Annotated in this window: 9 protein-coding genes; 5 read left to right on the top strand and 4 right to left on the bottom strand. The window is 66.4% G+C overall.

Annotated features, from left to right (window positions below):
- The first annotated feature begins 151 nt into the window (after positions 1-151).
- The 3 genes from AC5RT3_RS13795 to AC5RT3_RS13785 all read left to right on the top strand — a co-directional run bounded on the left by AC5RT3_RS13795 (position 152) and on the right by AC5RT3_RS13785 (position 6,887).
- A complete protein-coding gene (locus tag AC5RT3_RS13795) occupies positions 152-1,915 on the top strand; it encodes a RecQ family ATP-dependent DNA helicase (RefSeq protein WP_494052871.1) in 1,764 nt (587 codons plus the stop codon).
- A 34-nt stretch (positions 1,916-1,949) separates the two neighbouring features.
- Positions 1,950-3,149 carry a TerC family protein gene (locus AC5RT3_RS13790; protein ID WP_494124438.1) on the top strand — a complete coding sequence of 400 codons (1,200 nt, stop codon included), beginning with the start codon at positions 1,950-1,952 and terminating at the stop codon, positions 3,147-3,149.
- A 96-nt stretch (positions 3,150-3,245) separates the two neighbouring features.
- Entirely contained in the window at positions 3,246-6,887 is a 3,642-nt protein-coding gene (locus AC5RT3_RS13785; RefSeq protein WP_494124437.1) for a TM0106 family RecB-like putative nuclease, read from the top strand.
- A 29-nt stretch (positions 6,888-6,916) separates the two neighbouring features.
- On the opposite strand, the gene AC5RT3_RS13780 is transcribed toward AC5RT3_RS13785, so the two are convergent.
- The 3 genes from AC5RT3_RS13780 to AC5RT3_RS13770 all read right to left on the bottom strand — a co-directional run bounded on the left by AC5RT3_RS13780 (position 6,917) and on the right by AC5RT3_RS13770 (position 9,597).
- Positions 6,917-7,243 carry an acylphosphatase gene (locus AC5RT3_RS13780; protein ID WP_494011634.1) on the bottom strand — a complete coding sequence of 109 codons (327 nt, stop codon included), beginning with the start codon at positions 7,241-7,243 and terminating at the stop codon, positions 6,917-6,919.
- Between the two features lie 110 nt (positions 7,244-7,353).
- Positions 7,354-8,274 (bottom strand): pullulanase X25 domain-containing protein, encoded by a 921-nt coding sequence (locus AC5RT3_RS13775; protein WP_494124436.1) that lies wholly within the window; start codon positions 8,272-8,274, stop codon positions 7,354-7,356.
- Positions 8,275-8,535: 261 nt separating this feature from the next.
- A complete protein-coding gene (locus AC5RT3_RS13770; protein ID WP_494124435.1) occupies positions 8,536-9,597 on the bottom strand; it encodes an adenosine deaminase in 1,062 nt (353 codons plus the stop codon).
- Positions 9,598-9,868: 271 nt separating this feature from the next.
- On the opposite strand from AC5RT3_RS13770, the gene AC5RT3_RS13765 reads away from it, so the two are divergent.
- The gene (locus AC5RT3_RS13765; RefSeq protein WP_494052865.1) at positions 9,869-10,516 is read left to right on the top strand and encodes a transglycosylase family protein; all 648 of its coding nucleotides are present in this window, start codon (positions 9,869-9,871) and stop codon (positions 10,514-10,516) included.
- Positions 10,517-10,660: 144 nt separating this feature from the next.
- Here the strand turns inward: AC5RT3_RS13765 and AC5RT3_RS13760 are convergent, their stop codons facing one another.
- A complete protein-coding gene (locus AC5RT3_RS13760) occupies positions 10,661-11,248 on the bottom strand; it encodes a hypothetical protein (RefSeq protein WP_494052864.1) in 588 nt (195 codons plus the stop codon).
- A gap of 157 nt (positions 11,249-11,405) precedes the next feature.
- Here AC5RT3_RS13760 and AC5RT3_RS13755 point away from each other — a divergent pair, with 157 nt between their 5' ends.
- Positions 11,406-12,311, top strand: coding sequence for an MSMEG_6728 family protein (locus AC5RT3_RS13755; RefSeq protein ID WP_494052863.1), 906 nt, complete (start codon positions 11,406-11,408; stop codon positions 12,309-12,311).

Here is a 12,311-nt window from a genome sequence, read left to right as displayed (position 1 = left end):
TTCGGCATCCGCCGGCGGACCAGCTTCCTCCACAGTTGTTCGTCCCGCCGAGGAAGTCAAGGGATGGACGACGGCGGCCCGCGGCTGGCGTAGGCTGGTTCCCACGGCTGAAGCAAGCGGCCGCGGGACCCACTGCGCGGAGCTGCCTTTCATGTCCGACGATTCTGCCCTCGCCGCCCTCGCGGCGTCTTCGTTCTCCCTGCCCGGGCTGCGGGACGGCCAGCTGGCCGGTATCAGCGCCCTGGCTGCGGGCCGCGACGTCCTGGCCGTGATGCCCACCGGATACGGGAAGTCCGCCATCTACCAGGTGGCAGCGCAGCATCTGCACCACACGACGGGACGTCCCGCCGTGGTGGTGTCACCCCTGATCGCACTGCAGGAGGACCAGCAGGATGGCCTGGCCGGTGACCTGGGCGCCGGGGCCGCCGTCGCCATCAATTCCTCGCACAGCGATGCCGAGGTGGCAGCCGCCTGGCAGGCTGTCGAGTCAGGGGAAGCCACCTTCGTGTTCCTCGCCCCCGAGCAGCTGGCCAAGGGGGAGACGGTGGACCGCCTGGCCGCCCTGGACATCTCCCTGTTCGTGGTGGACGAGGCACACTGCGTTTCCTCCTGGGGCCACGACTTCCGCCCCGATTACCTTGGCCTTGGCAGCGTCCGTGAACGGCTGGGCAGCCCGCCCGTGGCGGCACTCACTGCCACCGCGGCTCCGCCCGTCCGTGACGAGATTGTGGCCCGGCTGGAAATGCGGGACCCGCTGGTGCTGGTGCACGGTTTTGACCGGCCCAACATTTCCCTGGACGTGGTCCGGCACCAGGAGGACAAGGGCAAGCGGAAGGCCGTGCTGGAGCAAGTCGCCGGGTTCGCAAGGGACGGGCAGGGGCTGCTCTACGCCGCCACCCGGAAGGACACCGAGAAGTACGCCGCCAAGCTTGCCGGGCTCGGGCTGCGCAGCGAGGCGTACCACGCGGGCAGGACGGCCGCGGACCGGGAGCGGATCCACGAGCAGTTCCTCCAAGACGGGCTGGATGTTGTGGTGGCCACCACCGCCTTCGGGATGGGCATCGATAAAGCGAACGTCCGCTTTGTGGTCCACGCGGACATTCCGGAGGCACTGGATGCCTACTACCAGGAGATCGGCCGGGCCGGGCGGGACGGGGAGCCTGCCGAAGCCGTGCTGCATTACCGGTCCGAGGACCTGGGACTGCGGAAGTTCTTCACCACCAGCTCCCCTGACCCCGAACGGCTCATGGCGCTGCTGAACGTCCTCAAGGCCGCGCACGCGCCCACGCCGAAGTCATCCCTTGCCGAGCTGACCGGGTTTCCCGCCCGCCGGGTCACCGGGCTGCTCAACCAGCTCGAGGAGGCGGGCGCCGTCACCATCGGCAAGCGGGGCGTCCGGCTGGACTCCAAAGCCAAGCTGCCCGCCCTGGTGGACCGCGCCGTCGAACTCGCCGAGGCCCGGCAGCGGGTGGAGCAGTCCCGCCTCACCATGATGCGCGCCTATGCGGAGACGGACGGCTGCCGGCGGCAGTTCCTGCTGGGCTACTTCGGTGAGGACCTGCCCGAGCCCTGCGGGAACTGCGATGGCTGCACCGCGGCGGCCGGCCGGGAGGAGGCGGCAGAAGCTGCGCACGACGGCGGCGGACCAGACAGGAAGGCACAGGCAGGCAAAAAGGACGCGCCAAAGAAGAAGGGCCCGTCAGGGAAGAAGGCGCAGGCAGCCAAAAAGCCGGGCGCGAAGAAGCAAGCCGATGATCCCTTCCCGCTCCAGTCCACCGTGGTGCACAAGGAATGGGGATCCGGCCTGGTCATGCGGCACGAGGATGACGTCATCACCGTCCTGTTCGAACAGGAGGGGTACAAGACGTTGTCGCGTTCCGCCGTCGTAAAGCATGAACTGCTCAAGCCCGCGTAGGCTTGAAGGAGACTGACGACGAAAGGCCTGCCGCGTGGAAATACCCTCCATAGTCTGGATCCTGACCATCGCAGGAATCGTTGGCCTGCTGGCCTTCGACTTCTTCTTCCATGTGCGGAAGGCCCACACGCCGTCCCTCAGGGAAGCCGCCGTCTGGTCCGCCATCTATGTGGGCATCGCGGTGCTTTTCGGGCTCGCTGTGCTCCTGTTTGGCGGGCCGACCATGGGAACCGAGTACTTTGCCGGCTACATCACGGAGAAGGCACTGTCCGTGGACAACCTCTTCGTATTCCTCATCATCATGGCCAGCTTCAGGGTGCCCCGGGCAGACCAGCAGAAGGTGCTGCTGTTCGGCATTATCTTCTCGCTGATCGCCCGCACGGGTTTCATCCTCCTTGGAGCTGCGCTGATCAACAGTTTCGCCTGGGTGTTCTATATCTTCGGACTGATCCTGCTCATCACCGCCGGCAACCTGCTCCGGCCGGAAGGCCACGACCAACACTCCGAAGGCCTGGTGGTCCGGCTCGCCAGGAAGTACCTCCCGGCGTCGGCCCACTACGACGGTGACAAGCTCTTCACCATGGAGAACGGCAAACGGGTCCTCACCCCGATGCTCCTGGTGATGGTGGCTATCGGCGGCACGGACATCCTGTTTGCCCTCGATTCCATTCCGGCCATCTTCGGTCTCACCCAGAACGTGTTCATTGTCTTCACCGCCACGGCGTTCTCCCTGATGGGCCTGCGGCAGCTGTACTTCCTGATTGACGGCCTGCTGGACCGGCTGATCTTCCTCTCTTACGGCCTCGCGGTGATCCTGGGATTCATCGGCGTCAAGCTGATCCTGCACGCGCTGCACGAAAACACCCTCCCGTTCGTCAATGACGGCGAACACGTCAGCGTGGTGGAAGTAAGCACCGAGGTTTCGCTCAGCGTGATCCTAGGCGTCCTGCTGGTTACGGTACTGGCGTCCGTCTTCAGTCCGAAGGGCAAAGCCAAGAACGCCGTATCCGGGGCCAAGCGCCACGCCATCGAGTACCTGGACCTCAACTACGAGACTGACATGGTGGAGCGGGACAAGCTCTTCGCGAAGATGTGCCGCGAGGAGGACCAGATCCGCAAGCTCCCGGAGAAGTACAAGAGGCTGATCCGCAACGAAACCGAGTTCCTGAAACTGCTCCGGAACGCCCACGACGAACACGACAAGGCCCAGGTCCGGGCGGACGCCAAGGGCTGACCGCTTAATTGTCGGGCCCTCTTGCTACGTTTGGTGCAGGTGTAAACCAGGGCCCCAGGAACCGTCCTCCGGCCCGGCTGTCAATGGGGAGGCCCCGTGTTTCTGCTCGAAGCTGCCAGCGCCGGCGCGGCTCCGGACCTGGTGTTTTCCGCCAGCGACCTGGTGGCCGCGAGCGAGTGTGAGTACCGCGCGCTCCGCATCCTGGACGAAAAGCTGGGCCGCGCCCCGAAGGCGGAATTCCCGGCAGATGAGATGCGCGTGCGGGCCGGCGAACTGGGTGACCGGCATGAGCAGGCGGTCCTGGCCGGCCTGGTCCGGAAGTACGGTGAGTGGGACGCCAGCCGGGGCGCCGGGGTCTACTCCCTGGAACGCGGGGAAAACCTGCGCGGCGAACTGCAGGCCAAGCATGCGGAGACCGAGCTGGCACTCCGGTCCGGTGCCGACGTTGTCTTCCAGGCCACGTTCTTCGACGGCGAGTTCCTCGGTTATGCCGACTTCCTGGTGAACGAGGCCGCTGGTACCGGGAACCCGGGGCGCTACGAAGTCTGGGACACTAAGCTCGCCCGGCATGCCAAGGTGGGCGCCCTGCTGCAGCTCGCCGCCTACGGGGACCAGCTCATCGGAATGGGACTGGATCCCTCCCCCGTCGTCACGCTGGTGCTGGGCACCAGGGTGGGTGAGGACTGGCTTCGCAGCAGCCATTCCCTCCCTGACCTGCTCCCCGTTTTCCGGGAACGACGCCGGCGCTTCCGCCAGCTGACTGCCGCCCACCGGACCGCCGGGGTCCCCGTCGAGTGGCAGCAGCCCGGCGTTGTGCACTGCGGGCGGTGCGATTACTGCGCCGAGCAGGTGCAGGTTCACCGGGACCTGCTGATGGTTGCCGGGATGTCAGTGGTGCGGCGCCGGAAGCTCCACGCCGAGGGCATCACCACCATCGACCAGCTCGCCGCCATGCCGGCGGATGGAGCCTCCGATTCCGTGGCAAGGCTGCGGTCGCAGGCCCGCATGCAGCTGGGACTGGACCGGGCTGCCGGGTCGCGGACCTTCACCAAGGATGGGCACCCGCACACCGTCTCCTACACGGTCCTGCCGGACAACACCATTGATTCGCTGCCCGCCCCCAGCCCGGGCGACATCTTCTTCGACTTTGAGGGTGACCCCCTGTGGCAGGACCCGGCCACCGGCGTGTGGGGCATCGAATACCTCTTCGGCGTCATCGAGGCCCCGGAGCCCGGTGCTGCCGGAGACCCCGTCTTCCGTCCGTTCTGGGCCCATTCCCGGTCCGGGGAACGGCGCGCCTTCCTCGATTTCCTTGACTACGTGGAGGAACGCCGGGCCCGCTACCCGGACATGCACGTCTACCACTACGCCTCCTACGAGAAGACGGCCCTGCGGAACCTTTCCCTGGCCCACCAGGCCGGCGAAGAAACGGTGGACGACTGGCTCCGGCAGGGCCTCCTCGTGGACCTCTACGCCACGGTCCGGCATTCGCTGCGGATCTCCGAGGCGTCGTACTCCATCAAGAAGCTGGAACCGCTGTACATGGGCGATAACCTGCGCTCCGGCGACGTCAAGGATGCCGGCGCATCCGTCGTCGCCTACGCGGCCTACTGCGCGGCCAGGGATGCCGGCCACCAGGAGGAGGCCGGCAGGATCCTTGCCTCCATTTCCGACTACAACCAGTACGACTGCCTGTCCACGCTCCGGTTGCGGGACTGGCTCCCGGAGATCGGGGACCGGGCGCGGGACGAAGTCCAGGCAGCCGGTGCCGAGGCCGTGCAAGCCCGGCCGGGAACCGCAACCGCGCAGCGCAGTGGCGGGCGGGAACGCCACCACACCGTGGACGAGACACCCGAGGAGGCCGCGCTCCGCGAGTACCTGGCGGGCCTGCCGGACAACCGGCCCTGGACCGAGGACGAACGGGCCGTAGCCATGGTGGCAGCTGCCACCGGATACCACCGCCGCGAGCGCAAGCAGTTCTGGTGGCAGCATTTCGACCGGGTGGAGGCACCGCTGGAAAACTGGTCGGAGCAGCGGAACGTGTTCGTGGTGCAGTCCGCCGAAGTGTCAGTGGACTGGGCGCTGGCCAAGCCGCGCGAGCGGATGCGCACCCGGGTTCTGCGGCTGCGCGGCACCATGACGGAAGGCTCGGATTTCCGCGCGGATTCCACCTGGTGCCGGCTCTATGATGCTCCCCCGCCGGACGGGATGGCGGCGCCGGGTGCCGCTCCCGGGGCCAGGGCCTTCACCTTCGGCACCATGATCAGTGAACTCTCCCCTGCGCCGGACAACCCGGAACATACCCTGATCACCATCGCCGAGCGCGAATCGGGCAAGGTGGCAGCCTACCCGCACCTCCCCGTGGCTCTGACCGAGGACCAGCCACTTGCCACGGCCAGCATCGAGGCAGCCATCGCGGAGATTGCCCGTGCCGTGGGATCGTCCCTCCCGTCCCTGCCCGCCCAGCCGGGGCTGGACATCCTGCGGAAGCAGCGGCCACGGTTCCGTTCGTTGGCAGGCCCCGTGGAAGTCCGGCACGCCCCGGACGGTTCTGCCGGTTACGCCGCCGCCATCACGGCATCGCTGCGGGACCTCGACAGGTCCTACCTTGCCGTCCAGGGACCTCCCGGCACGGGCAAGACCTTCGTCGGCGCCCACGTGATCGGCCAGCTTGTGGCCGAGGGCTGGAAGGTGGGTGTAGTGGCGCAGTCCCACAACGTGGTGGAAAACCTGCTGTGCAGGGCCGTCGAGGTTGGCGGCGTCGACCCCGCGGTGGTGGGCAAGAAGCTGGCCGCACCGCATGAGGTGCCGTGGACCCTAACGTCCGACGGCGACGTGGCACGCCTACTGTCATCGCCCGGCGGGTGCCTGATCGGCGGAACAGCGTGGACCATGACAGGGAAGGAAGTTCCCGCGGGTTCCCTGGACCTGCTGGTGATCGACGAGGCAGGGCAGTTCTCGCTGGCCAACACCCTCGCCGTTTCCCGCGCCGCCACCCGGCTGCTCCTGCTGGGGGACCCCCAGCAGCTGCCGCAGGTGACTCAGGGCGCGCATCCTGAGCCCGTGGACGAGTCCGCCCTGGGGTGGCTCGCCGCCGGCCACGCAACCCTGCCCGCATGGTTGGGCTACTTCCTGGCGGACAGCTGGCGGATGCACCCCGAACTGTGCCGGGCGGTGTCGCAGCTCAGCTACGAGGGGAAACTCCAGTCGGCTCCGGCGGCGTCGCTGCGCGAACTCGAGGGTCTTCCGCCCGGCGTCGAGACCGTGTTTGTGGACCACACCGGCAACGCGACCAGCTCCAGGGAGGAAGCAGCCGAGGTGGTCCGCCAGGCACAACGCCATCTTGGTCTGAAATGGACCGCGAGTGCAGAGAGCGAAGCGCGGCCGCTGGACCAGCAGGACCTCCTCGTGGTCGCTGCCTACAACGCACAGGTCCACCTGGTCCGGAAATATCTGGAAGAGGCCGGCCTGCCCGGGGTCCGCGTCGGAACGGTGGACAAATTCCAGGGCCAGGAGGCGCCCGTGGTACTTGTCTCGATGGCGTGCAGTGCTGTGGCGGAGGCTCCACGTGGCGCAGAGTTCCTGCTCAACCGGAACCGGATCAACGTAGCCGTATCCCGCGGCCAGTGGCGGGCGGTTATCATCCGCTCCCCCGAGCTCACCAGCTATATGCCGCACCGGCCCGCAGCGCTCGAGGAACTAGGCGCCTTCATCGGCCTCAGCCCGCGCGCTGATTAACGGCGGGGCACGCCTGGGCCAGGCGGCAGTCAGCGTGCCCGGAAGCTCTGGAAGCCTCCCTCGGCCGCAGTGAGGGATTCCTCGACACGTTCCACCCTGCCCGGGGTCCGGTCGGATTTCAGCCAGTCGAGGAGTGCATGGACCTGCTCCTCAGGGCCCTCCGCGACTACGGCAACCGAGCCGTCGCTGACGTTTCGCACCTCGCCGGTCAGGCCCAGTTCCTCGGCCTTGCCCATCGTCCAGAAACGGAAGCCAACCCCTTGCACAACGCCGAACACGCGTGCACTCAGCCGCACCGTGCCCGTCGAGGAACCACCCGGTGCTGAACCCGCTGGTGAACCGTCGTGGCCGGCCATGGGTAGACCTCCTCAGGATCGCCGCCCTGCCCCCAACTGGGTAGCAGTAAGTGTCGTTATGGGCGTTCAAAACGACATTTGCTGCGACCCAGTTGGGCTGGGCGGACCGCTTAGTTGATGGTGATGTCGCGGGTGGCGTGGTTGTAGCGGATGGTGACCGTGCCACCGGGGTGGTGCAGTTCGTGGTTGGGGCCGTCGAACGTGCCAAACGCGCCGTAGTTCTCGTCCCATGAGCGGTTCAGGGCGATCTTGAAGGTGTAGTGGCCGGCCGGCAACTCGGCACTCTTCTTCCACAGCTGGTCCAGGAAGTCGAACTCCATCTGGGCTTCGTCGTACTGGGGGGCCCAGTTTTCCGGTGCACCCAGGATGGTGTTGAAGTCACCGGCAAGGGCCACGGCTTCGGGCTGCGGGTGCGTCTCAACGTCCGGTCCCTCGAACGCCTCGGCGGAAACAGAACCGGCGGCAACAGGCTGCTTGGCCGGCGTCTTGCCCTTGACTGCCTTCACTACAGGCTCAACGGCTTCTTCAAGTGCCTTCGCCGCCTTGCCCACAACGGCTGCTGCCTTCTTGGCGGGGGTCTTCCTGGCGGCGGTCTTCTTGGCCGGGGCTTCCTTGGCCGCAGGCTCAACGGGAGCCGCGGCCACCTTCCGGACAAAACCTTCGGGAGCGGTGGGAACCGGGGTGTCGGCAAGAACGGGCGTGCCGGCGTCGAGCGCGGTGGCGAACGAAACAGCATCGGGGTAGGCCACGGTGGCACGCATGCCGTCCTCGGTGATGGTCCAGCCGGAGCGGCCCTTCACCAGCCAGCCGGCCTTGACCAGCTTGGCGGTGGCGGTGGTGAGCGTCTTGTGGCCGCGGGGAATACCGCCGCTGAGCAGTTCGGCTTCGTGCTCGTTGAACGGCACGCGCGCAGTCGCCTCGGCGAGGACCTGGCCCGCGTTCAGTGCATCGCCTGACCACACGCCTTCGGTCAGGACATCCAGGACGGTCTTGAGTCGAAGGAAAGTGTTTTCTGCGGTGGACTTGGCCATGATTCCCCTTTTATGAAAGCGATCGGTCATAGGCATCTTGCCAACTGCCCGTAAAATCGCGCGACTTTAATTGGTTAACTCTGCGTGTCGTGACCGACTATGAAGCGGATCCCGCATCAAAGTGAGGCGAAGGTCTCGGGTAAGGGCTGTTGCATAACCCTCATAGCGCCGGCATGGGTGCCGCCTTGCAGTCCCCGGACACGCCTGCGGCACCCAGTTTAGCCGCACTGCCATGCAGTTGTTGCCTGGGACACAGCAGCGTCAGGGCGTGGCTTCCCCGCCGTTCAGTTCCTCCAGCAGTTCGGCCTTCCGCTCGTCGGATGCGAAGGACGAATGGATGGAGTTCGCGGCGAGGCGGGCCTTGTCAAAGTCGGAGAGATCGAAGACTGCCTTTAGCTGGGCAAAGTTGTCGTCCACGTAGCCGCCGAAGTATGCGGGATCGTCAGAATTGACCGAGACGTTCAGCCCCGCGGCGAGCATGGCCGGCAGCGGGTGGTCGGCGAGGGTGTTCACGGCACGGAGCCGGACGTTGGACAGCGGGCAGACTGTGAGCGGGGTCCGTGCATCCACCAGGCGCTCCACCAGGTCGGGATCCTCCATGCAGCGGATGCCGTGGTCGATGCGCTCCACGCCCAGGACGTCCAGGGCTTCGATGATGTACGACGCCGGCCCCTCCTCGCCCGCGTGCGCGGTCAGCCGGAGGCCTGCTTCGCGGGCCTTGGCATAGAGACGTTCGAATTTGGCAGGAGGATTGCCCACCTCGGCGGAGTCCAGGCCGATGGCCCCGATGGGCGCCTCCATGGCGAGCAGTCCGTCCAGGACCTCCAGCGCCGAGTCCTCGGGGAGGTCGCGCAGGAAGGCGGCGATCAGCATGGTGGAGATGCCGAAGTCCTCCTGGGACGTGGCCAGCACCGATGCCACACCGTTGACGCAGGTCTCCAGGGGAATGCCGCGCGAGAGGTGCGCCTGCGGGTCCATCATGATCTCGGCGTGCCGGACGCCGGCGGCAGCTGCGCGCTCAAGGTAGGCGTGGGTCATCGCAGCAAAGTCCTCTTCGGTCTGCAGCACGGCCATGTTGGCGTAGTACAGGTCCAGGAAGGATTGCAGGTCACTGAACTCGTACTTTTCCCGCAGCTCGTCCAGCCCGGAGTACGGCAGCGTGATGCCGTTGCGTTCGGCCAGGGCGAAGATCAGCTCCGGCTGCAATGTTCCCTCGATATGCAGGTGCAGTTCGGCCACCGGGAGGACCCGGGCCGGGGCGCCGCCTTCTGATTCGTCAGCTTCAATTCCGGGCGCGGCGGTGCCGCCGGCAATGTTATCCATCCGGTCAGGATAGTGCCCCGGGAAAATTTCGCCCACCGGCGGATCACCGGCGGTCCGACACTCCCGGCAGATCTCGATTTGATAACCCTCCGGCCATGTCCTAGCGTGAAAGGCATACCCGCCCAGCGGGTGCATGAATGCCCGGTGCTGCCTCCACCAGAACTGCCCAGCGGCAGCCACCGAAGTTGACCTCTATTTGTCAGGGGCGGGCAGTGGCGCGACGATCTCCGGGGACGGAACCAGCGCCGGTGGCCTTCAGGAGCATCACCACATGAAAAACACCACCTTCCGTACTGTCGCGCGCCGTGGAGCCACCGTGGCAGCTATTTCCGCCGCAGGCCTGGCACTCTCCGCCACGGCAGCCAACGCGACCACCAGCACTTCCACATGGGACGCTTTGGCTCAGTGTGAAAGCGGCGGCAACTGGGCCACCGATACCGGGAACGGCTACTCGGGCGGCCTGCAGTTCAGCCCCAGCACCTGGTCAGCATACGGCGGCACCGGCTCACCGGCGGACGCCAGCCGCGAGCAGCAGATCGCCGTTGCGGAACAGGTCCAGGCCTCCCAGGGCTGGGGCGCCTGGCCCTCCTGTTCTGCGCAGCTCGGCCTGAGCGGCGGCGCCACCGGGACCGCACCGGTCCAGCAGGCGCCAATTCAGCAGGCACCGGTGCAGCAGGTGCCGGTCCAAACCGCCCACGTCCAGGCCGTTCCGGCAACCCAGGTTCCTGCCGCCAAGCACGTAACAGCGGTGGCGCTCAGCGGAGAAACCTACACGCTGCAGGCCGGGGACACCCTTAGCATCGTGGCGGATAAGCTGGGCATCCAGGGCGGCTGGCAGCAGCTCGCGGACGCAAACCTGGACACCATCTCGGACCCGAACCTTGTCTTTGAAGGACAGGTCCTCCAGCTTCCCGCATAGAAAGCTGCCCGGCAGCCCATAACTGCCCCGGCCCTTCGGGCTTCCCAATCAGGTCGGCGATAGACAAATTCCGTTGACCACAAAGACGACGCCGGCACGCCCCACGAGGGGAGTGCCGGCGTCGTTCCCTTAATCCAGCAGCGCTTAGCTGGCTGGCAGCTCGCGGACGATCCGCACCTTCCAGGCGGAGTCATCGCTCGTGTCCAGCAGGGCGACGGTGCCATGGGCCAGGTTCAGCGCCACCCGCTTGACGGCGAGCAGCTCCAGGTAAAGGTGCTCGTTCATCCGGCTGGGGGTATCGATCATGTACTTCACGGCGTCCCGGACCTTGCGGTAGTTGGCGCTGCGTTCCCGGTGCATGTGCAGTTCCAGGGCCGACTTCTGCTTGATCCGCGGCTCGTGCCGGTTCAGCAGGGTAACGGCGGTGTGGACACCCACCACGAGGGCCAGCGAAACCGCATAGATCCACCATCCGCTCGAGAGCAGGAACAGCGGCAGGTTGCCGATGGCCACAATGGCGATCACCACGCGGAGCGCTGCGATGCGGCGCATGGTCTTGGCCACTGCCGCAATGCCGTCGCGGAAGCGGTGCTGCTCCTTGCGCGCGGCGTGGGGATCGATGGTGAACTCATCGAGGACCAGGATGCCCTTTGCTTCCGGAGCCAGCATCTGCCCGAAACGGGGCAGGCTGGGGGAGGAATGTGCGGGGGTCTTTTCAGGTGTTAGTGTCATGAGGGAGCTTCCAAAACGCGGGGGTGGTTGCGAGGATCTTAGTGGTTTCAACCTGCACCCGTATGCATGCGTCCACTATTTGGACACCCGCAAGGCTCCCACTGTGGCCGGCGGCACTGCAATTGGAACATCCGCCGGGTGCCGTCAGACTGAATGAATGCAAACCTTCCTCCCGTACCCTGACTTCCGGCAGAGCGCCGCAGCACTGGACACCGCCCGGCTCGGCAAACAACGGGTCGAGGCGCTCCAGACGCTCCGCGCCCTGGTCATTCCCGGATACGGCTGGCAGACCCACCCGGCCATCCGTATGTGGATGGGCTACGTCCCGGCGCTGACCATGTACGGGCTGGCGATGGTGGATGAATGGACCAGGCGCGGGCACCCGGACAACACGCGAGCGAACATCACCGAGTTCGCACCACAGGCGGCACACCCGGACTACGCCGGAAAGATTCCTATGCCCCCGTGGCTGGGGGATCCGGACGTCCACCTCAGCCACCGCTCCAAACTGGTCCACAAGGAACCCAAGTTTTACAGCCCGGTCTTCCCCGACGCGGTGCCCGACATGGATTACGTGTGGCCGGAACCCCGGCATGAGTTCTTGCCACGGGAGCCCGAGGGCGACATTCTTTGGATCCTCCGCGACCCGCACGACGCCGTTGATCCCCAGACGCTGGACACGGTGGCGCTTCCGCCCGTGAGCGGCAGCATCGGCGCGCCCGGCGCCGAGGACTACTCCCCCGTCTATCTTGAGGAGACTTCACGCCGCCCGTCGCGGCAACCGCGGAAGGCCCCGGCCAAGCCGCAGGCGAAGAAGCCCACCCGCAAACGGCTGGCGCAGGAGGAGGCCTTTTCCACGCTTCCGGGCAAGACACCGGTGGCTGTCCCGTTCGAACATGGACAGAAGTTTGCCGTGGGACAGGTGGTGGGGCGGCCCATCACCCTTGAGGACGGCAGGTTCGGCCGGCACTTCGAGGTCACGGAAATTATTGACCGTTCCGCGTTCGCCTACCCGGCCCTCCTCCAGGATCCGCGCGTGTTCTTCGCCGTTGAGGCTCCCTAG

Source organism: Arthrobacter sp. Y3221159 (assembly GCF_059089885.1).
The sequence above is the reverse complement of the archived record's forward strand: the minus strand, read 5'-3'. Positions and strand labels throughout refer to the sequence as shown.